This is a genomic window from Nonlabens sp. Hel1_33_55, from assembly GCF_900101765.1.
Lineage (GTDB): Bacteria > Bacteroidota > Bacteroidia > Flavobacteriales > Flavobacteriaceae > Nonlabens.
On record NZ_LT627735.1, the window covers coordinates 2,818,039 to 2,840,625 of the forward strand.

General features: G+C 40.2%; 16 protein-coding genes and 1 tRNA gene. 13 read left to right on the forward strand and 4 right to left on the reverse strand.

Annotation, left to right across the window (positions count from 1 at the left end; translation table 11 throughout):
- Positions 1 to 22 precede the first annotated feature (22 nt).
- Positions 23 to 322, forward strand: coding sequence for a thioredoxin family protein (locus BLO34_RS12750; protein WP_090755840.1), 300 nt, complete (start codon positions 23 to 25; stop codon positions 320 to 322).
- On the opposite strand, the gene BLO34_RS12755 is transcribed toward BLO34_RS12750, so the two are convergent.
- A complete protein-coding gene (locus BLO34_RS12755; protein WP_090755841.1) occupies positions 319 to 939 on the reverse strand; it encodes a polysaccharide deacetylase family protein in 621 nt (206 codons plus the stop codon). The two genes, BLO34_RS12750 and BLO34_RS12755, sit on opposite strands and share 4 nt — an antisense overlap.
- Entirely contained in the window at positions 936 to 4,292 is a 3,357-nt protein-coding gene (locus BLO34_RS12760; RefSeq protein ID WP_090755843.1) for a DUF2723 domain-containing protein, read from the reverse strand. The genes BLO34_RS12755 and BLO34_RS12760 overlap by 4 nt, the downstream gene beginning before the upstream one ends.
- 143 nt (positions 4,293 to 4,435) lie before the next feature.
- On the opposite strand from BLO34_RS12760, the gene BLO34_RS12765 reads away from it, so the two are divergent.
- Positions 4,436 to 4,506: transfer RNA gene (locus tag BLO34_RS12765), tRNA-Gln, on the forward strand.
- A 72-nt stretch (positions 4,507 to 4,578) separates the two neighbouring features.
- On the opposite strand, the gene BLO34_RS12770 is transcribed toward BLO34_RS12765, so the two are convergent.
- Positions 4,579 to 5,430, reverse strand: coding sequence for a glycerophosphodiester phosphodiesterase family protein (locus BLO34_RS12770; protein WP_090755844.1), 852 nt, complete (start codon positions 5,428 to 5,430; stop codon positions 4,579 to 4,581).
- Between the two features lie 223 nt (positions 5,431 to 5,653).
- Here BLO34_RS12770 and rimP point away from each other — a divergent pair, with 223 nt between their 5' ends.
- From rimP to infB, 3 genes are read left to right on the forward strand one after another with little or no spacing between them, the layout of a single operon-like run.
- Complete coding sequence (gene rimP, locus BLO34_RS12775; protein ID WP_090755846.1) at positions 5,654 to 6,121, forward strand: ribosome assembly cofactor RimP; 468 nt, start codon at positions 5,654 to 5,656, stop codon at positions 6,119 to 6,121.
- Between the two features lie 9 nt (positions 6,122 to 6,130).
- Positions 6,131 to 7,363, forward strand: a complete 1,233-nt coding sequence (nusA, locus tag BLO34_RS12780; protein WP_090755847.1) for a transcription termination factor NusA — start codon at positions 6,131 to 6,133, stop codon at positions 7,361 to 7,363.
- A gap of 26 nt (positions 7,364 to 7,389) precedes the next feature.
- Complete coding sequence (infB, locus tag BLO34_RS12785; RefSeq protein ID WP_090755849.1) at positions 7,390 to 10,179, forward strand: translation initiation factor IF-2; 2,790 nt, start codon at positions 7,390 to 7,392, stop codon at positions 10,177 to 10,179.
- A 164-nt stretch (positions 10,180 to 10,343) separates the two neighbouring features.
- Here infB and BLO34_RS12790 read toward each other — a convergent pair whose 3' ends face one another.
- Positions 10,344 to 10,718 carry a translation initiation factor IF-2 gene (locus BLO34_RS12790; RefSeq protein ID WP_231959496.1) on the reverse strand — a complete coding sequence of 125 codons (375 nt, stop codon included), beginning with the start codon at positions 10,716 to 10,718 and terminating at the stop codon, positions 10,344 to 10,346.
- 184 nt (positions 10,719 to 10,902) lie between these two features.
- Between BLO34_RS12790 and BLO34_RS12795 the strand changes: the two genes are divergently transcribed.
- From BLO34_RS12795 to BLO34_RS12830, 8 genes are read left to right on the forward strand one after another with little or no spacing between them, the layout of a single operon-like run.
- A complete protein-coding gene (locus BLO34_RS12795; RefSeq protein ID WP_090755850.1) occupies positions 10,903 to 12,261 on the forward strand; it encodes a c-type cytochrome in 1,359 nt (452 codons plus the stop codon).
- Between the two features lie 20 nt (positions 12,262 to 12,281).
- Positions 12,282 to 15,350: a TAT-variant-translocated molybdopterin oxidoreductase gene (locus tag BLO34_RS12800; RefSeq protein ID WP_090755852.1), complete on the forward strand. Its 3,069-nt coding sequence runs from the start codon at positions 12,282 to 12,284 to the stop codon at positions 15,348 to 15,350.
- Positions 15,351 to 15,375: 25 nt separating this feature from the next.
- Entirely contained in the window at positions 15,376 to 16,812 is a 1,437-nt protein-coding gene (nrfD, locus tag BLO34_RS12805; protein WP_090755853.1) for an NrfD/PsrC family molybdoenzyme membrane anchor subunit, read from the forward strand.
- Positions 16,813 to 16,817: 5 nt separating this feature from the next.
- Positions 16,818 to 17,351 (forward strand): DUF3341 domain-containing protein, encoded by a 534-nt coding sequence (locus BLO34_RS12810; protein WP_090755855.1) that lies wholly within the window; start codon positions 16,818 to 16,820, stop codon positions 17,349 to 17,351.
- On the forward strand, positions 17,351 to 18,109 hold the full coding sequence (locus BLO34_RS12815; RefSeq protein ID WP_090755856.1) for a c-type cytochrome: 759 nt from the start codon (positions 17,351 to 17,353) through the stop codon (positions 18,107 to 18,109). The genes BLO34_RS12810 and BLO34_RS12815 overlap by 1 nt, the downstream gene beginning before the upstream one ends.
- A gap of 23 nt (positions 18,110 to 18,132) precedes the next feature.
- Entirely contained in the window at positions 18,133 to 19,575 is a 1,443-nt protein-coding gene (locus BLO34_RS12820) for a quinol:cytochrome C oxidoreductase (protein ID WP_090755857.1), read from the forward strand.
- Between the two features lie 22 nt (positions 19,576 to 19,597).
- Complete coding sequence (locus tag BLO34_RS12825; protein WP_090755859.1) at positions 19,598 to 20,680, forward strand: cytochrome c oxidase subunit II; 1,083 nt, start codon at positions 19,598 to 19,600, stop codon at positions 20,678 to 20,680.
- A 5-nt stretch (positions 20,681 to 20,685) separates the two neighbouring features.
- The gene (locus BLO34_RS12830) at positions 20,686 to 22,509 is read left to right on the forward strand and encodes a cbb3-type cytochrome c oxidase subunit I (protein WP_090755860.1); all 1,824 of its coding nucleotides are present in this window, start codon (positions 20,686 to 20,688) and stop codon (positions 22,507 to 22,509) included.
- Positions 22,510 to 22,587 lie beyond the last annotated feature (78 nt).

Genomic DNA, 22,587 nt, shown 5'->3' on the forward strand with positions numbered 1-22,587 from the left:
TACTTTACTAACAAGACTTGATATGTCAAAATTTGGTGAGTTAATAAGTGCAAATGTTCCTGTTCTGTTCAATTTTTTTACGGACTGGAACGAGGAAAGTACAAGTATGCATCCAGTATTGCGCGATGTGGCAGCTGCTTTAGGTGATGACGCAAGAATCATCAAAATCAATGTCGATAAAAACCCAGAACTTTCTGATGCTTTGCGTATCAAAGGGTTGCCTACACTTATTATCTATAAAAGAGGTGAGATGAAATGGAGGCAAAGTGGTTTACAGGATAGCAATGCACTCATTACTTTGCTCAAACAATACGCTTCTTAGGATATAGACAAACATTGATAGTCTTCGTCTTTAAGCCATTTTAAATATTCAGGCAAAACTTCTTTAAGAATAGGAAATGCTTTCTCGCTGTCGTGAAAAACGATAATACTTCCGTTTTTAGTTGATTTCTTTAAATTTTTCAAAACGCTAGAAGGCGATCTTTTTCTGTCAAAATCACCGGATAATACATCCCAAAGCACGATTTTAAAACCGTCAGCTACTAATTGTTTGGTCACTTTTCTGGTAATTCGACCATATGGCGGACGGAACAGGTTTGTGCTGGTTTGCGCTTTCGCGAAAGCGATATCATCTAAATACTCATCACAAGGAACTTTCCACGCATCTATATGATGGAACGTGTGGTTACCAATAGTATGACCCTGATTTAGCACCTCTTCTTTGATTTCAGGAAATCGCTGTGCACAATCACCTATCATAAAGAATGTTGCTTTAAAGGCAAAACGTTTCAACTGTTCCAAAACAAAGGGTGTGACTACTGGAGTAGGTCCATCATCAAATGTGAGATATACTGACCGAGTATGGCGATCGCCATGCCAGTGGTAATTTGGAAACAAACCACTTAACCAATCTGGTATGCGATCTGGATACCATCTCACTCGTTGACCGTATCGCCTATGGGTTCAATGGTTCGTTCTGCATCTGCATTATCGATTTCTGACTCTAAAAGCTTGATCAATTCATCGTCACCTGTTTCACCAGGCAGTCGCAATTGCTCGTCTTCATTATAAACTCTAGGGAACGATGCCACGTAACTATTAAATGCATCTAGGTGCTTTGCAATCATCTCATCGTCATCATTGTCAACTGCAGAGCGTACTAAACCACGATAGCGCTCTATGGCTGTTATGATTTCTCTACTTATTTGATTTTGCTCTTCCAGCGGCATTGCCTTATAATAATCTAGCTCATCTTGATACTTGAGTACAACGTCATTGAGAAGGTTCTGCGCTTTATCTGTCGCACCTATTTCATAATAGCCACTGACAAATGGCTCGATCATAGAATAGTGTTCAAAATATTTCAAAGGCATTTTTTCCATCCCAAGATCTAGGATTTCTTCTGCTTTGTCTAATTGATTATCTGCTATTAAAGCTTCTGCTGTTCTTGTGATATTGCTGCGGTAACCTACACTATTACGACGTGTTTCTACATCATGATAGATATCAGAACTACCACTGTTGCCCCAATCCCAACCTTTAATGATCGAATAGGCTCGATCTGGATTGATGCGTCCCATATCAAATGGGTCACGATCATCAGAAGGTGGTGTTTTTATAGGAGTCAATAGATACGCTGTACCATCCAGTTGTAAATAATCCTTCATCCAGATATAGTCCTCATCGCCAAATGCTCCGCCAGAAAAATACACCGGACGTTCCCAGTTATTGGCATTGATGATGTCTAACATGAACATTCTGTTTTTGTAAACTAAGTTGGAACTAATATTTATGATGATCTCATCCACAATCTTATTGGCATCTTTTGCAGCGACAACGCCGTTTCTCAATACAGCTTCCTTATTTACAGGAATGCGTATGTATTTAGTTGGGAATGTATGCTCATAATGATCGTTGCGCATCAGTTCCTGAGTGATCTTACTATCGCTAGCTACCCATTCCATCCAGTCCTTGAGATCCATGGTGTCTGGAAAGACATAATTGGGATTTTGTTGCGCCTGACGCAGGCGTTCTTGAATACGATCCTTTTCTGTATACCATAGAGCATCCCGTGTTCCATAGACATATTTATCATGAGTCAATGTGGATGGAACTGGCTCACTTTCATAAGCCTTTTTCTTCATGTCATCCATGTACCAATCGGTACTCAATAAAGACGTACAGACTATGCGCACGTCTGTGCGATATCCTTCCACTTCTTGAGCATACCATAATGGGAAAGTGTCATTGTCACCTATGGTAAAGATTAAGGCGTTGGGTAGGCAGCTGTCCAGATATTTTTTTGCACTCGCTAGTGCCGTATATTTTTCTGAGCGGTCGTGGTCATCCCAGTTCTGGAAACCCATTAGTAATGGCACTGCGACAAAGCAAACGGCAATGGTGGCAAATTTGACCACTTTGCTTTTAGTGTATTCCTGCAACCCTTCATAAATCGCATAAACGCCCATTCCTATCCACATGGCAAACACCAGGAATGATCCAACGTAAGCATAGTCGCGCTCACGTACCTGATACATGCTTTGGTTGAGGTAAACGATAATGGCAAGGCCTGTAAAAAGGAATAGCATAAGGGTTACCACAAATGATTTCCAATCTTTTTTTGCATGGAATACAGCGCCTAGAATTCCTAAAATCAATGGAAAGAAATAATAGAGATTGCGGCCTTTATTGGTTAGCATATCTTCGCTCAATTCATCTTGTGAGCCTATGTGCGCTTCATCAATGAAGTCAATACCACTCAACCAGTTGCCGTTGAATCTATCGCCCATTCCCTGAATATCATTCTGTCTACCGGTAAAGTTCCACATGAAATACCGCAGGTACATGTAGCTTATTTGATAATTAAAAAGGTAATTGAGGTTTTGCGCAAAGGTTGGTTTCTTGATGTCCACAGCTTCTGAAAGCGAGGCGATCGTTTGAATGTATTCATCTGCACTGATGCGGCCACGATCAAACTGTCTTTCATAATCATCCAAAACACTTATAAGTTCTTGATTCCCTTGATAACCAGGCTTGATCTCATATTCTAGACCACCCATAAATTCCACATAGTTACTAGCGCGGCTGGCATCAGTCATTCTAGGGAAAAACCCTTTATGGTCATCGTGAGTGTTTTGCAATGCATTTTCAAACTGATTGACGATGACATATTTGCCTTGCTCATAATCGCGCTCATACTTAGGCTTTTCATCAATGTAAGGATCCTCAGGATCCAGACCGGCGTACATATCAGTAAATGCCTCGCCAAAGAATAGCGCTGGAGCAGGATATTGCTCCCGATTATAATAGGCGAGTAGTGCTCGTGCATCGTTTGGATTGTTCTCATTGATAGGAGTACCGGCGTTTGCTCTTATGGGCAACATGGTCCAACTTGAAAAGCCTATCAATACAAACATGACGCATATCGTGATGGTGTTGAGTAGTGGTTTGTTACGCTTTCGCGAAAGCGATAACAATCCAACAAAAGCTCCGACAATCAAAAGGAAGGCGATAATAGTACCGCTGTTGAATGGCAGACCTATATCATTAACAAAAAACACTTCTAGATAACCGAAGATGCTGAGTGTTGTAGGCAGCAATAATTTAAAGACAAAAAGCAGCACGGCGATGACCGTTGCTAATGCAATTGTGAAGTTGACTGGTGTGACTTTCCTGTAGTGTCTAAAAAACCACATCATCCCGATCGCTGGAATAGTAAGAATTCCAAGAAAGTGCACTCCAAAAGACAATCCTATAATAAATGACATAAGAATCAACCAGCGATTGCCTCGAGGTTGCATCATATCACGTTCCCACAACAATCCTAGATAGAACATACTGCTCATGATAAGAGCCGCAGGCGCATAAACTTCTGCCTCGACGGCGTTGAACCAAAAACTATCAGACACTGCAAACGCAATCGCTCCCACAAAAGCGGACCCCAAAACCAATGTACTATCAAATTTATCCTTTAAAATGTGTCGCTTGAGTAGCAATGTTATGGACCAAAACATGAATAGTATGGTAAGTGCACTAGAAAAACCAGCCATCCAGTTTACCATATAAGCGATATTGGAAACGTCAGTAGCAAAAATTGCAGCAGTCGCGACCATCATCTGGTATAGCGGTGCACCTGGTGGGTGCCCAACCTCAAGTTTTGCAGAAGTCGTGATATACTCGCCCGCATCCCAGAAACTTACCGTGGGTTCTAGCGTGAGCCAGTATATAATTAAAGCGATCACAAAGACCGTCCAGCCTAATATTTTATTGAGTTGATTGTAACTTAGATTCATTGGTATTTTTAACAGGTGCTAAAATAGTAAAACTAAAAGGACACGAGTTATATGAACGCAGCGAGTCCCATTTCATTTTACGCAAGATTAAATTTAAAAGTAGTTGCATAAAAAAAGAATTGTTTTAAATTTGCACCCGCAATTGTCCCATGGTGTAATGGTAACACTACGGTTTTTGGTACCGTCATTCAAGGTTCGAATCCTTGTGGGACAACTGGTAAATCCCGATTCTTTTTAGAATCGGGATTTTTTGTTGGTTTAGATTGAGATTATTGGCGATGCCTTTTTACACTTTGAGTTCAGACCTGATTTTATGGAGTAGTCCAGGATAGTCCGTTATGATCCCGTCAACTTGCATCTTGAGAAGTCTTTTCATTTCGGCTGGTTGGTTTACCGTCCACGGGATTATTTTGAGACCTAATTTTTTACAATCCATTACCATACTTTTAGTCACCGTTTTGTAATAGGGACTAAAGATTTTAGTATGGAATCCTAGATGATCCATGTGTTCCTGAATTGATGTTCCTTTATCTGCTGTAAGGAATGAAAGAGGTATTTCTGGGCGTTTGTTTTTAAGCTCAATAAGTTGACGCATATCAAAAGATGAAATGTGAAATCGGTTTTCAATAGAAGCTGCGTCTATTTCATTAAGTAATATCTCAGTTAATTCTTTTGGCGCTGGATGCCATAAATGATCGCCTTGGGATCCTGCTTTGATTTCAAAGTTGTAAATGATAGGAGGCAGCTTATTGTCGTGGATATGTTTTTCTACAGCATGGATGAGGTCTTTTAATCTAGGAATATGCAACTTCAGATTTTGTTGGAGTGGGAAATTTGGGTGTGGCTTTGATCCTACATCATATAGTTGAATTTGGTCACAGGTCATTTTATAGATGACATATTTACGTGCTTGTAGCTTTGGAATCTCGTTGCCATTGCGGTCAAGACTATAAACTTCATTAATGTATGGATCATGAGCTACTACAACAGTACCATCCTTGGTAAATTGAAGGTCCATCTCTAAAGTATTGGCGCCACCATGAATGGCTTTGATCATTCCCTCGATCGTATTTTCTGGCATTGTGCCTCGTGCGCCGCGATGTCCTTCCAGTAAAAAGTCAGGAAATGGATAAGCCATAAAAATTAAGGAGTAAAATGGTGGAGATTTTTACGCTTTCGCGAAAGCGAAATAAATATAATCTTCTTCAGCACTAAACGACATTAGAAACTTATTTCTTGCAACAAATAATTCATTTAAAAGCAATGAGTTAAAGGTGTATTGTATAACCTTAAAAAATTACTATCTTTGCACGGTATTTGAGCAATATGAGGGGACAAAAAGTCCCCTCTTTTTATAAAATATGTTGGAAAAGAGAGTTCGTGAGCTGCTAGATGCAGCATTTGAGGAAAGACCAGACCTGTTTTTAATCGATCTGGATATTACGTCTGGTAACATCATTAAGGTGATCATTGACTGTGATCAGGATGTTAAGGTTGCAGATTGTATTTTTGTATCTCGCGCAGTTGAGCATCAATTAGATAGAGAAGAAGAAGATTTTTCTCTTGAGGTGACAAGTGCAGGAGTAGGCAAGCCGCTAAAACACCACAGGCAGTTCGTCAAGAACGTAGGCAGGAAGATGGAAGTGTTGGATCACAACAAGGTGAAAGAAACCGGGACACTTGAAACCGCAGACGAGAACGGTATTAAAATTGCCTGGAAAGTAAGAGAGCCCAAGCCAGTTGGTAAGGGAAAAGTAACGGTTGACAAAGAATGGTCAATTGAGTACGATAAGATTAAACAAGCAAAAGTTGTTATAACATTTAATTAAAAAGTGAATATGGAAAATCTCGCACTGATCGAGTCTTTTTCTGAGTTTAAAGATGATAAAATGATAGATCGCGTCACGTTGATGGCGATCTTGGAAGACGTTTTTAGAAGTGCCTTGAAAAGGAAATATGGTGAGGATGACAACTTTGACATCATTATCAACCCTGACAAAGGTGACCTAGAGATATGGCGTAATCGTGTCGTAGTTGCAGACGGTGAAGTAGAGGATGATAATTCTGAAATCTCATTGACTGAAGCTAGGAAGATTGAGCCAGATTATGAAGTTGGTGAAGATGTTGCAGAAGAAGTGAAGCTGATTCAGCTAGGTCGTAGAGCAATTCTTGCATTGCGTCAAAATTTGATATCAAAGATTCACGAGCACGATAACACAAACATCTTTAAGCACTTCAAAGAATTAGAAGGAGAACTTTATAATGCAGAGGTGCACCACATAAGACATCGCGCTATTATATTGTTGGATGATGATGGGAATGAAATCATCATGCCTAAAGACCGACAGATACCATCTGACTTCTTCCGTAAGGGTGAAAACGTTAGAGGAATCATTGAAAGTGTTGAGCTTAGAGGTAACAAGCCTAATATTATTTTATCGAGAACTTCACCTAGATTTTTAGAGAAGTTATTTGAACAGGAAATTCCTGAGGTATTTGATGGTGTAATTACTGTTAAGGCTGTAGTAAGAGAACCAGGTGAAAAGGCAAAAGTAGCTGTAGATAGTTATGATGATAGGATTGATCCTGTAGGAGCCTGTGTAGGTGTAAAAGGTAGCCGTATTCATGGTATAGTTCGTGAGTTAGGAAATGAGAACATTGATGTTATCAACTGGACTGCAAATACGCAGTTATATATAGGACGCGCCTTGAGTCCTGCCAAAATCGTTTCAATGGTGATCGATGAGGAAAATAAAAAGGTAGAAGTTCGACTCAATCCAGAAGAGGTCTCTAAAGCCATTGGGCGCAGAGGTCACAACATCAGATTAGCAGGTAAGCTTACCGGTTATGAGATAGATGTGATAAGAGAAGGTGTTGAAGAAGATGTAGAGTTAACAGAATTCTCTGATGAAATCGAAGGATGGATCATTGAAGAATTGAGTAAAATAGGTCTAGATACTGCAAAGAGTGTATTGGAGCAGGATGTTGATGACTTAGTAAAGCGTACAGATCTGGAAGAGGAAACTATCATCGCATTGATGAACATCCTCAAGTCAGAATTTGAAGATTAGAAATTAAAGACAACTTTTAGGTATTTATGGCCGAAGTAAAAAACATGAGACTCAATAAAGTTCTTAGGGAATTCAATATTTCCTTAGATCGCGCAGTGGAACACCTCAATGCCCAAGGTATAGAGATAGAGGCTCGTCCTACCACAAAAATTGATGCGACGGTCTATCAAGCACTTGCTGATGAGTTTCAAACAGACAAAAGTAAAAAGGTAGCCTCTAAGGAAGTTGGAGCAGAACGCAGGAAAGAGCAGGAAGAACTGCGAGTCCAGCGTGAGCAGGAACAAGAAGAGAGACAGCGCAAACAGCAACAGGTCATCAAGGCTAAGGCTGAGGTTACCGGTCCTAAAACCGTTGGAAGCATCGATCTTGATGCATCTAAAAAAACCGCGCCTGAAAAGGCTACGGACAATGTTGAAGTCAACAAGCAACCTGAAGAGAAAAAGGCAGAAGCTGTCAAAGAAGCTGTTCAGGAACCTGAGGTTGTTTCCAATAGACCTAAGTCTGGCGGTACTACCATAAAAGGTAAGATTGATCTCGAGCCTAAAAAGGCAAAGCCAGATACCGCTTCCGCGAAAGCGAAACAAGAAGAAAAGCCCGTTGCTAAGAAAGAAGATCCTGCACCTAAGGAAACTCCAGTAGCAAAAGAAACTGATAAGCCAGTAGCAAAAGCTGAAGCAACAACAGAAACTCCAAAAGAGGAAGAGTCTGAAGTTATAAAGACGGAATACAAAAAACTAGGTGGCCTCAAAGTCACTGGTGAAAAAATCGATCTTTCCAAGTTTGCAAAACCTAAGAAAAAGGAGCGCAAGCGTAAGCGTATTACCAAGCCTGGTACAGGTGGCGGTGGTGCTAAAGGAGGTCGTCGCGGTGCAACTACCGGTGGTGGTCGTAAGAATATTGTCAAGGCAGAACCTACAGAAGAAGAAATTCAAAAGCAGGTTAGAGAAACTCTTGAAAAACTTCAAGGGAAGTCCTCTAAGTCTAAGGCGGCAAGATATCGTCGTGATAAACGTGATACTCACCGTGAAAAAGTTGAAGCTCAAGAGCAAGAGCAAGCAGAAGACAAGAAAATCCAGGTTACAGAATTTGTAACCGTAAGTGATTTATCTACCATGATGAATGTGCCCGTTAACCAGGTAATTGGTGCGTGTATGTCTCTAGGTATGATGGTAACTATGAACCAGAGACTGGATGCAGAGACGATGACCATCGTTGCAGAAGAGTTCGGTTTTGAAATGGACTTTGTAAATGCTGATATTGAAGAAAGCATTGCAGAAGTTGTAGACTCTGAGGAAGATTTAGTTACTCGTGCTCCTATCGTTACAGTAATGGGTCACGTCGATCACGGTAAAACATCCCTTCTGGATTATATCCGTGAAGAGAATGTGATCGCTGGAGAAAGCGGTGGTATTACACAGCACATTGGTGCTTATGGAGTGGAGTTGAAAGGTGGCCAGAAAATAGCCTTCCTTGATACACCAGGTCACGAGGCCTTTACAGCGATGCGTGCTCGTGGTGCGCAGGTTACTGACCTTGCCATTATTGTAATTGCAGCAGATGATGACGTGATGCCACAAACTAAGGAAGCTATTAGTCATGCGCAAGCTGCTAATGTGCCTATCATATTTGCCATCAACAAAGTAGATCGTGACGCGGCAAATCCTGAAAAAATAAAAGAATCACTTGCTAACATGAATTTGTTGGTAGAAGATTGGGGTGGAAAAATCCAATCCCAAGATATATCTGCTAAAACTGGTTTAGGAGTAGAAGAACTTCTAGAGAAAGTATTATTGGAAGCAGAATTATTAGACCTTAAAGCAAACCCTAGCAAACAAGCTACCGGGACAGTTGTGGAAGCATTCCTTGATAAAGGTCGAGGTTATGTATCTACGATATTAGTTCAAGCAGGAACACTTCAAGTTGGAGATTATGTTCTTGCAGGCCGTACACACGGTAAGGTAAAAGCGATGCAGGATGAGCGTGGACATGATGTTGTTAAAGCGGGTCCATCAACGCCAGTTTCAATACTGGGTCTAGATGGTGCACCTCAGGCAGGTGATAAGTTCCATGTATTTGAAGACGAAAGAGAGGCAAAATCCATTGCATCCAGACGTACTCAATTACAACGTGAACAATCCGTTAGAACACAGAAAACATTGTCTCTTGATGAGATTGGAAGACGTATTGCACTTGGTGACTTTAAAGAATTGAACTTGATCCTTAAAGGTGATGTGGATGGATCTGTAGAAGCATTGACAGATTCCTTCCAGAAGTTATCTACTGAAGAAATTCAAGTCAATATCATACACAAAGCAGTTGGTGCAATCACAGAAAGTGATGTACTACTCGCAAGTGCTTCAGATGCGATCATCATTGGATTTAACGTTCGTCCGCAAGGGAATGCTAGATCTGTTGCAGATCAAGAAGAAGTGGATATTAGAATGTACTCGATCATCTATGATGCGATCAATGATCTTAAAGATGCTATGGAAGGAATGCTTTCTCCAGAGCTTAAAGAAGAGATTACTGGAGCTGCAGAGGTTCGTGCCACGTTCAAAATATCCAAAATTGGAACCATCGCAGGTTGTATGGTTCAAGATGGTAAGATCTACCGCAATAGCGGCGTGAGATTGATACGTGATGGTGTAGTAGTTTACACAGGTGAACTAGCTACATTGAAGCGATTCAAGGATGATGTCAAAGAAGTTGCCAAAGGATACGAATGTGGTATCCAGATCAAGAACTACAATGACCTTCAAGAAGGTGACGTGATAGAAAGTTTCCGTGAGATTGAAGTGAGAAAGAAACTTAAATAGGTTTCTAACAACGATAAATTAAAAAGCCGTTCCAAATTATTGGAACGGCTTTTTTTATAAATAGGGTTTAGATCTTGTTCTAGGCCTCACTCTATATTCATTAAAATAAAAATCCCTTTTGATTTAAGTCAAAAGGGATTTTCAGTATTTGAAATTCTAAGCGACTATGGTTTCAACACCTTGGCGTTAGGAAATGATTTTTTAATTTCCAACAAAGCACGGTCAGCTTCTAATCTGCTGCCGTACTTTCCTACCCATACTTTATGGTTGGGTGACTCATATCTGAGTTCTGATTTCCAATTTAAGCCTAACGCATCGTATCTAGACTTAATCGCATTGGCTTGTTGATTTTCTCCCTGGAAAATATGAATGGTATAACGATCGTTAAACGCACCGTCTTTATCCATGGAAATTTTAGTGGTTACAAGACGCTCTAAAGTGCTCTCGCTCACCTTGTCAGATGACTGTGCAACACCCAGTTGAATTGTAAAAATCAGAGCGCCAGCGCCTAATATGTTTTTAATGCTTTTTCTAATCATAGCAGTATGTTTGATGAGTTCGCTTTCGCGAAAGCGTGATTCTATTTAGAACCTTTATAAATTAATTTCTTCATTATCTCCTCCCAAAATTAAACCATTTATGACCTATTTTTGCAAGGCATTAAGGAAACAGTTGACTACTGTAAATATTGTGCCAAAGTTATCGTAATAATTATAGAACGAGATGACAAAAAAGAAATTACATATTTCACTATATCAGCTTATTATCGCATCCCTTTTTGTGGTTTTCTCCTTATCTGGAGTAACTGCTCAGGAAGATGCCACAACATCTGATGGTGAATCTGCAGCTCCTGTAGAGGCGACTGAAGCCACTGCCGATTCTGGCGCTGGAGGAAATGCAACACAAGGTGAGGCTCTTTTCAAAGCTAACTGTGCGTCGTGTCACAAGCTTTACAAGAAAGCAGTAGGTCCTGCGCTTTTTGAAGTGACTAAAAGACACGAGCGTGAGTGGTTGTACAAATGGATCAAGAATTCATCTGCATTAATTGCTAGTGGTGATGCAGAGGCTGTAGCTATCTACAACGAGTACAATCAGTCTAACATGAATTCGTTCCTTGGGCTTTCTAATAGCGATATTGATGATATTCTTGCTTATACTAATACGCCTAAGCCAGTTGCTCCAGAAATCATACAAGATGGGCCTACCGCTGCAGCAGGTGGTGGTTCTATGACAAACAATATAGTTCTAGGTGCACTAGCATTGGTTCTTGTTGTTTTGATAGTTGTTCTTTTTGCAGTGAATACAACTCTAAAAAGATTTGCTGCTGCTAATGGAATACAAACTGAGTTTGAAGAGGATAAGCCAGCAAGAACTCCCATCTGGCAGTCGTTTATTCAGAACCAATTCTTGGTTTTGGTTTCTGCGGTGTTCTTATTGTTAGCAAGTGCCTACTTTGTATACGGCGGCTTAATGAGTGTAGGTGTGGATCAAGGTTATGCACCTGTGCAACCTATTCACTATTCACACAGGATTCACGCTGGTGTGAGCCAGATTGAATGTAAGTACTGTCACTCAAGTGCTAGAGAATCTAAGCACTCTGGTATTCCATCTCTTAATGTGTGTATGAACTGTCACAAGTCTATCGCACAAGTTGCAGATGCAACACAAGCTGAAGGATTAGAAGAATACGGTATCGATTATAACAAAGAGATTCAGAAACTATACAAAGCAACGGGCTGGTCAGATGCAGAACAAGCTTTTGTAGGTGAAGAAGAGCCAGTTCGTTGGGTACGCATTCACAACTTGCCAGATCTAGCTTACTTCAATCACGCGCAACACGTTACTGCCGGTAACATCGCTTGTCAGGAATGTCATGGTCCTGTTCAAGAAATGGAAATAATGTATCAGTACTCACCATTAACCATGGGATGGTGTATCAACTGTCACCGTGAGACTACTGTTGATCTTGCTGGTAACGGATATTACGAAGAGATTCATAAAGAACTATCTGAACAACGCGGCGGTCGTCCATTGACCATCGCAGATTTAGGAGGACTTGAATGTGGTAAGTGCCACTACTAATATTATAGCTTAAGAGATTTATGGCTACTACTAAAAAATACTGGAAAAGCACGGCGCAACTCGATGAGAGCAATGAGATGATTAAAAATCTCGAGCAAAACGAGTTTGCTACTGCAATTCCTACTGAAGAATTCTTAGGGAAAGAAGAAGTGTTGGAATCATCCAGCACATCACGTCGTGATTTCTTGAAGTATGTTGGATTCAGTACCGCAGCAGCATCACTTGCTGCCTGTGAAGGTCCTGTAATTCATTCAGTTCCTTATGTGAACCAACCAGATCGTATCATTCCTGGTATGGCAAATTATTATGCCACTACGATTGCTAATGGTTATGATTTTGCAAGTGTTCTAATCAAAACTCGCGAGGGTCGTCCTATTAAAGTAGAAGGTAATAGAGATATACCTTCAAGAGGTAATGCAAATGCACGTGTTCACGCATCTGTACTGGATTTGTACGATAATAACAGGTTGAAAACTCCTTTAGTAAAAGGTAAAGAAGCAACCTGGTCAGAATTAGATAAAGAGGTTCGTCAGCAATTGAACGCAAACGCTGGAAAGCAGATTGTTTTCTTGACGCAAACTTTTGCAAGTCCATCGATTGCCCGTTTGATGGAAGAATTCAAAGCAGCTTATCCCAACGTTCGCCAAGTAACATACGATACGGTTGGAGAAGATGCAGCCCTTGATGCATTTGAAGCAAAATATTTCCAACGTGGTCTTGCAGATTACGATTTTGAAAATGCAGAATGTATCGTAGGTGTAGGTGCAGATTTTGTTGGTGACTGGCAAGGTGGTGGTTTTGATACCAACTACGCACAGTCTAGAGTTCCTAAAAATGGTAAAATGTCTCATCACGTTCAGTTTGAGGCAAACATGACATTATCAGGAGCTAACGCAGATAAGCGTTATCCAGTAACTCCTACAGAACAAAAACAAATTATAGCTGCTCTTTATAGTAAGGTAGTTGGTGGATCTGCCAACAATAACCTTTCTGAGAAAGTAAGCAAGGCTGTTGAAGAAACAGCACAAAAATTAAGAAGAGCTGGCAGCAACGCTGTGGTTCTTTGTGGATTGCCAGATCAAGGTGCACAACAATTAACGTTGGAGATCAATGAGCGATTAGGTAGCTCCATTATTGACACTTCTGCGCCTATTCTGACACGTCAAGGTAGTCGTCGTGCGGTGGAACAATTGGTTAGCGATATGGAAAGCGGTGCTGTAGGTGCTGTATTTGTCGCTGGCGTGGATCCGGTGTATAGCTATTCTGATAATGACGCTTTCGCGAAAGCGTGGAAAAATGTTCCTCTAACCGTGTCATTTGCATCTCGCTTGGATGCTACTGCAAAGGAGTCTATGTACGTTGCAACGACACCACATTATCTAGAATCTTGGGGTGATGTTGAAATGAAGAAAGGAACAGTTTCCTTGATGCAACCAACGATCAAACCATTGTTTGATACGCGTCAAATGCAGGATTCATTACTGACCTGGTCAGGAAGTGACGTTTCTTATAAAGATTACATAAAGACATTCTCTACAGGAAATGGATCTTCATGGAACCAATCATTACAAGATGGTTTCTATGCAGCTTCTGTTTCAGAGACATTATCTAATGGTGAACAAGTACCTAATATCAATAATGCATCTGCATTAAGAGATCTTTCAGGATCTAGCAATGATGGAGGTTTTGAATTGGTGCTTTATACTAAAATATCAATGGGTGACGGTACACAATCCAACAACCCATGGTTGCAGGAATTACCAGACCCGATAACAAGAACTACTTGGGATAACTATCTAACTATTTCTCAAAAAGATGCGGATAGATTAGGTATAGAGAATTATAACGTAGCTAATGGTGCCTTAGACGGGACTTATGCTATCGTAAAAATGGATGGTGTTGAACGTAAGATTCCAGCATTAATCCAGCCTGGACAAGCGCCAGGAACCATAGGTGTTGCTTTAGGATATGGTAGAACTGCCGGTATTCAGGAAGAAATGCAAACTGGTGTGAACGTTTTCCCTTTCTTTAAGAATGGTGTATCAGTTCAATCAGTAAGTGTCGAAGCAGCTGGTGGTATGCATGAGTTTGCCTGTACACAATTACAAAATACTATGATGGGTCGCGATATTATTCGTGAGACTGATCTGGCTACTTATATCACAGGTGACCAGCATGAATTTAACCCAATGCCTGAAGTTTCTTTGAATCACATTGAAACTCCGGTAACATCACCAGATGTCGATCTTTGGGAAAGTTTTGATAGATCTGTAGGACATCATTTTAATATGTCGATCGACTTAAATGCCTGTACCGGTTGTGGTGCTTGTGTGGTCGCTTGTCACGCGGAAAATAATGTACCTGTAGTTGGAAAAATGGAGGTACGTAGATCAAGAGATATGCACTGGTTGCGTATTGATAGATACTACTCTTCCACAGACAGCTTTGAGGATGATGAGTCTAAAAAAGACGGTTTCTCTGGATTGTTTGGAGATAATGGATCTTTAGGTGGATTTGGTGAGTTGGAGATTCCAGCAGACCAGCCACAAGTAGCTTTCCAACCATTGATGTGTCAACACTGTAACCACGCTCCATGTGAGACGGTTTGTCCAGTTGCGGCATCATCGCATGGTCGTCAGGGTCAAAACCACATGATTTATAACCGTTGTGTGGGTACGAGATATTGTGCTAACAACTGTCCATATAAAGTTCGCCGATTCAACTGGTTCCTTTATAATGGCAACGATGAGTTTGATTACCACATGAACAATGACTTAGGTCGCATGGTTATCAATCCAGATGTAACGGTAAGATCTCGTGGTGTGATGGAGAAATGTTCTATGTGTATTCAAATGACACAGATGACTATTCTTGAAGCTAAGAAAGATGGAAGAATGATAGAAGACGGTGAGTTTGCAACGGCATGTTCAAATGCTTGTTACAACGGTGCGATTAAATTTGGTGATATCAATGATAAAGATTCAGAGATTGCCCAATTGAAAAAGCAGGATCGTATGTATCACTTGCTGGAAGAAGTAGGAACAGAGCCTAACGTGATGTATCACGTTAAGGTAAGAAACAACGCATAATAACTAAGAAACTAACAAACGCATTATGGCTCATTACGAAGCGTCCATAAGAAGACCACTAGTTACCGGCGACAAGACGTATGCTGATGTGACTAGAGATATTGCCTTTCCTGTAGAAGGACCGGCAAATAAGCAATGGTGGTTGGTATTTACCATCGCCTTGATTGCTTTTCTTTATGGAATAGGATGTATCACTTACACGATATCTACCGGTATTGGAGTTTGGGGATTGAACAAGACCATCGGTTGGGCTTGGGATATTACTAACTTCGTTTGGTGGGTAGGAATTGGTCACGCAGGAACATTGATTTCGGCGGTATTGTTATTGTTCCGTCAGAAATGGAGAATGGCGATCAACAGGTCAGCAGAAGCGATGACTATTTTCTCAGTTATTCAAGCAGGATTGTTTCCAATCATTCACATGGGTCGACCATGGTTGGCTTATTGGGTATTACCTATCCCTAACCAATTTGGTTCTTTATGGGTGAACTTTAACTCACCATTACTTTGGGATGTATTTGCGATCTCTACGTACCTATCAGTTTCATTGGTGTTCTGGTGGACTGGTTTGCTTCCTGACTTTGCAATGATTCGTGATAGAGCTATCACTCCTTTTAATAAGAAAATTTACGGTATCCTGTCCTTTGGATGGTCAGGTAGAGCCAAAGACTGGCAACGTTTTGAAGAAGTATCCCTAGTACTTGCAGGACTTGCAACACCATTGGTACTTTCTGTACACACTATCGTATCCTTTGACTTTGCAACCTCAGTAATTCCAGGATGGCACACGACTATCTTTCCACCATACTTTGTGGCTGGTGCGGTATTCTCTGGCTTTGCAATGGTAAACACGCTTCTTATTGTAATGAGAAAAGTGTGTCATTTAGAAAATTACATCACTATACAGCACATTGAATTGATGAACCTGGTAATCATGATTACAGGTTCGATTGTAGGTGTCGCATACATTACAGAATTATTTATGGCTTGGTATTCTGGAGTAGAGTACGAGCAGTATGCTTTCCTTAATAGGGCGACTGGTCCTTATGCTTGGGCATACTGGGCGATGATGACCTGTAACGTATTCTCACCACAATTTATGTGGTTTAAGAAATTGAGAACCAGTATTATGTTCTCCTTTGCAATTTCCATTGTAGTAAACATAGGGATGTGGTTTGAGCGTTTTGTAATTATCGTTACCTCATTGCATCGTGATTATGTACCATCATCATGGACGATGTTCTCACCTACATTTGTTGATATAGGTATCTTTATAGGAACTATTGGTTTCTTCTTTGTCCTATTCCTTTTGTACTCTAGAACATTCCCAGTAATCGCTCAAGCGGAAGTAAAATCCATACTTAAATCGAGTGGAAATAAGTATAAGGAATTGAGAGAAAATAAAATGACGTCTAATCACGATGAAGCTTCCGGTGACCCGATAGCTCATCCTAGCGAGTAAATAATATGGCGACACATAAAATACATGCTTTATATAACGATGACGACATTTTGTTGAGCGCAGTAAAGCAAATTAGAGAGCAACATTATCATATTGAAGAGGTCTTTTGCCCTTTTCCCGTTCACGGTCTTGAGAAAGCAATGGGTCTTTCTGACACCAGATTAGCGATCAATGCATTTCTTTATGGAATAGTTGGTCTTGCTGTAGCTACGGTTATGATGAATTATATCATGATAGAAGACTGGCCTCAGAATATTGGTGGTAAACCTAGTTTTTCATATCTACAAAACATGCCGGCATTCGTGCCTATTATGTTTGAATTGACGGTATTTTTTGCAGCACACCTTATGGTGATTACTTTCTACCTACGCAGTAGATTGTGGCCATTTAAAAAAGCCGAAAATCCTGATGTAAGAACTACAGATGATCACTTTTTGATGGAGCTGGATGCGCATGGAGAAGATATTGATTCCATTACTAAGTTTTTATACGATACAGGTGCTGTAGAGCTTGTACTAATTGACAAAGAGAATCACTGATGAATAAGTTATTGAACATATTTCTAATAGCATTTGGAGCTTTGGTCGTTGTCTCTTGTGGAGATGATGGGACGAGAGAAGTGAGCCCTAAATCTGGCCGTAGTGTCCAGTATTTTCCTAACATGTATGAAGATGTTGGATACAGCACCTATTCAGAAGGTGAAGTTTTTAACAATGACATGGAAGCCCAGAAACCGGTTGATGGTACCGTTTCTCGAGGTTGGATGCCATATGATTACGAAGATACTAATGAGGGTTACGCTTCCGCGAAAGCGAACTTAAACAATCCTGTACCACTTACAGAAGCTCACTTAACTAACGGTCAAGCATTGTACGGTATTTATTGTGCGATTTGTCACGGCGCGAAAGGAGACGGCCAAGGACACTTGGTTCAAACTGAAAAGATTTTAGGGGTTCCTAGTTATGACGCTCGTGAGATTACACAAGGCTCTATTTACCATGTTATGTATTACGGTATTAATTACATGGGATCTTATGCATCTCAAACAAGTATAGAGGAGCGCTGGGAAATTGCCCATTATGTGGAAGCCTTACGTGCTGATTTAATGGGTGTGGCTAGACAGCCAGTGATGGATGAAGATGGTAAGGTAATGACGGTTGAAACTCCGGTAGCGCAGCAGGAAACTGATTCCCTTTCCACTCAAAATACAGATAATGATTCTGAGATAGAAGCAGATGTACCCCCAACTACTGGAAGTGCAGATGAAGAAAATGATAACACAAACCAAGGCCAGTAATAGGGTTCAAGAAGATATTATATATGTATACTCTTACAACTAAATTAAAAGTATTTGCTATTGTCCTTATAGTGTTGGGCGCTGTGTTCACCACGATAGGTTTTCTTGCAGTACCTGCAGATGAAGCTGCGGTAGAACAAATGCTTGCTGACGAGGCTGCCGCTCACGGTGGCGGTCATGGAGAATCCCATGAAATGAGTGAAGATCATTCAGGAGATCATAGCAACAACATGCATGAAGCAGAAGAAGCGCATATGGAGACTGGTTATGTAACTGACAATGACGTTGCTCACAGTGAAAATGCACATACTACGACACCTCATGAGGCAGAGGATCATACAGGTTCTCATGCAGAACATGTCTATCACCAATTGGTAAACCGTCCGTGGGCAGCTGTTTACGTCGCATGTTTCTTCTTTTTCATGATAGGATTGGGAGCGCTTGCTTTCTATGCAATTCAAAAGGTTTCACAGGCAGGTTGGTCACCAGTTCTTTTTAGAGTAATGGAAGGAATTAGCAGTTATATCCTACCAGGTGGTATATTAATGTTCATTTTATTGCTTGTCACTGGATTGGGATTGAATCATATTTTTACCTGGATGACTCCTGGTATAGACGATCCTACTAGCGAGGCATATGATCATATTGTTGCAGGTAAGACAGGATTTTTGAATGTTCCATTTTGGTTGATTCGCGCGGGTATATTTTTAGTAGGTTGGAATTTATACCGTTGGAACATACGTAGATTTGGTTTAAAACAAGACGATAAGCCAGAAGGTAATGTATGGTACAAGAAGGCGTTTAAGCACAGTGCGATGTTTTTAGTGTTCTTTATTGTAACTGAATCCATCATGGCTTGGGACTGGATCTTAAGCTTTGATCCACACTGGTTCTCTACATTATTTGGATGGTACGTATTTGCAAGTATGATTGTATCTGCAGTAACAACTATTGCTCTAGTAACGATTTTCTTGAAAGGAAAAGGTTATTTAGAATTTGTGAATGATTCACACATTCATGACTTGGCAAAGTTCATGTTTGGTTTCAGTATTTTCTGGACATACCTATGGTTCTCCCAATTCATGTTGATATGGTATTCCAACATTCCAGAAGAGGTGACTTACTTTGTAACTCGAATCGAAGACTACAACTTGTTGTTCTTCGGGATGGTAGCAATTAACTTCCTTTTCCCGTTATTAATCCTAATGAATTCCGACTTTAAACGAGTGAATTGGTTTGTTGTTACAGCTGGTATTTTTATCCTAATTGGTCACTATTTAGATATCTATGTGATGGTCATGCCGGGTACTGTTGGAGCATCTTGGTTTATTGGATTCCCAGAGATTGGTGCATTTATGTTCTTTGCAGGAATATTTTTGTGGTACGTTTTCAACACAATGACAAAAGCTCCATTACTAGCTAAAGGTGATCCATATCTAGGTGAGAGCAAACATTTTCATTATTAAAATTTCATAGAATAAAACTGTAATGACAGCATTTCTAATCATATTAATTGCAGCACTTCTTGCCGTTTCTATCTGGCAAATATCCAAGATTGTTAAACTTGGAAAAGCTCCAGATCCTGATACGGATCAAAGCGAAGTTGCTAACGATCTAGACAACAAACGTAATGGTCAAGGTATGTTGATCTTTGTGATCGCCATGTATATCATGATGATCGCATGTTTTATTGGCTATCAGGACTTTTTCTTACCAGATGCAGGATCTGCTCATGGTGCAGAATATGATAACCTTTTGTTATTGACAACGGTGGTTATCATGATTGTTCAATTTCTTACACAAGCACTTCTACATTGGTTCTCTTATAAGTATCATGGAAAGAAAGGTCAAAGAGCGTTGTTCTATGCAGACAATGATAGACTTGAATTTATTTGGACTGCCATTCCCGTTGTAGTATTAGCTGGATTGATTTTGTGGGGTCTATTTTCTTGGAACGATATCATGGATGCAAATCTGGACGACGATCCATTAATAGTTGAAGTTTACGCTTATCAATTCAATTGGAGGTTTAGATATAGTGGTGTAGACAACACTTTGGGAGACGCTAATGTCCGTTTTATTGATGGGGAAATAGGGAATTCTCTTGGAATCGACCCAACTGATGCAGACGGGATGGATGATTCTGTCACCACTGAACTTCATCTTCCTGTTAACCGACCTGTATTATTCAAGTTTCGTTCGCAAGATGTATTACACTCTGCGTACATGCCGCATTTTAGAGCACAGATGAACGTAGTACCAGGAATGGTAACTCAATTTAAGTTCACTCCAACGGTAACTTCTGAAGATTACAAGTCCACGGAATTTATGACTGAAAAAGTTCGTAAGATTAATGGGATTCGACGACAAAAAAGTAAGGAAATGATCGCTGCAGGAGATGTAGGTTTGGATCCTTATGAATTTGAATATTATTTGCTTTGTAACAAAATTTGTGGAATAACCCACTATAACATGCAAGCAAAAATTGTCGTAGAGACAGAAGAAGAATTTAATGAGTGGTTAGCTGCTCAGGAAACATTTGATCAAACATTAGCGAAAGCTGAAAATTAATATTTATGGGACAAGCTGTTGCAGTTGCGCACGATGACCACGGACATGATGATGGGCATCACCACCACAAAGAAACCTTTGTAACTAAATACATTTTTTCTCAAGATCATAAGATGATCGCAAAGCAGTATTTGATTACTGGTTTGATCATGGGAACAATTGGTATTGCAATGTCTCTATTGATGAGAATGCAAATTGCCAATCCAGAGGAGCCTAACGTAATCTTTCAAGCATTATTAGGAAGCTGGGTAAAAGAAGGAGTAATGGAACCTAGTATTTATCTAGCCCTTGTTACTATTCACGGTACCATCATGGTATTCTTTGTTCTTACCGCTGGTTTAAGTGGTACGTTCTCAAATTTCTTGATTCCCTTACAAATTGGTGCGCGAGACATGGCCTCAGGATTCCTCAATATGGTGTCTTACTGGTTATTCTTTGTGTCTTCTGCGATCATGATTGGATCATTATTCGTTGAATTAGGACCAGCAGCAGCAGGTTGGACAATTTATCCACCGCTTAGTGCATTACCAGAGGCGATGCCAGGATCTGCAATGGGTATGACCTTATGGTTGGTTTCAATGGCGATCTTTATTGCATCTTCTCTTTTGGGTTCCTTGAACTATGTAGTTACGGTAATCAATTTGAGAACAAAAGGTATGTCCATGACGAGATTGCCTTTGACCATTTGGGCATTCTTTGTAACGGCTATTATTGGAATTGTTTCTTTCCCAGTATTATTTGCAGCCGCTTTACTTTTGATAATGGATAGAAGTTTTGGAACTTCTTTCTTTTTGTCTGACATTTATATACAAGGAGAGGTTCTTGCTAATCAAGGAGGTTCTCCAGTTTTATTTGAGCACCTTTTTTGGTTCTTAGGTCACCCAGAGGTTTATATTGTATTACTTCCAGCACTTGGGATTACCTCAGAGATTATTGCAACCAATTCACGTAAACCTATTTTTGGTTATCGTGCGATGGTAGCTTCCATACTTGCGATCGCTTTCCTATCTACGATTGTTTGGGGTCACCACATGTTTATTTCAGGTATGAATCCATTCTTGGGATCTGTATTTACATTTACTACGCTATTGATTGCTATACCATCAGCGGTAAAGGCATTTAATTACATAACAACGCTTTGGAAAGGTAATTTACAGATGAATCCTGCGATGCTGTTTTCCATTGGACTGGTATCGACTTTTATAACAGGTGGACTTACTGGAATCATTCTAGGAGATAGTACACTCGACATTAACGTTCACGATACGTACTTTGTAGTTGCTCACTTCCACTTGGTAATGGGTATATCTGCTCTTTACGGACTGTTTGCTGGAGTTTATCATTGGTTCCCTAAAATGTTTAACCGCATGATGGATAAGAATCTAGGTTACGTCCATTTCTGGATGACTGCAGTTGGAGCTTATGGAGTATTTTTCCCTATGCACTTTGTAGGTATGGCAGGTCTTCCTAGACGTTACTATACTAACACTAACTTCCCGTATTTCGATGATCTAGCAGATACGAATTCCTTGATCACATACTTTGCAATCTTCACAGCAGTAGGTCAATTGTTCTTTGCTTATAACTTTGTTAAGAGTATCTTCTTTGGTAAGAAAGCACCGGCAAATCCATGGAAATCCAATACATTGGAATGGACAACTGGAGACAAACACATTCACGGTAACTGGGTTGGAGCAATTCCACATGTTCACAGATGGCCGTATGACTATTCTAAACTGAATGAAGAAGATGAATATGTAATCGCTGGACAAGACTATGTGCCGCAGCATATACCTTTACAACCTAAGGAAGAAGAAATGAATCACTAGGTGAATTCAAAACCTAATAAAAAAGGTGGAGCAATTGCTCCACCTTTTTTGATTTACATATGTTCCATTTAATCACCT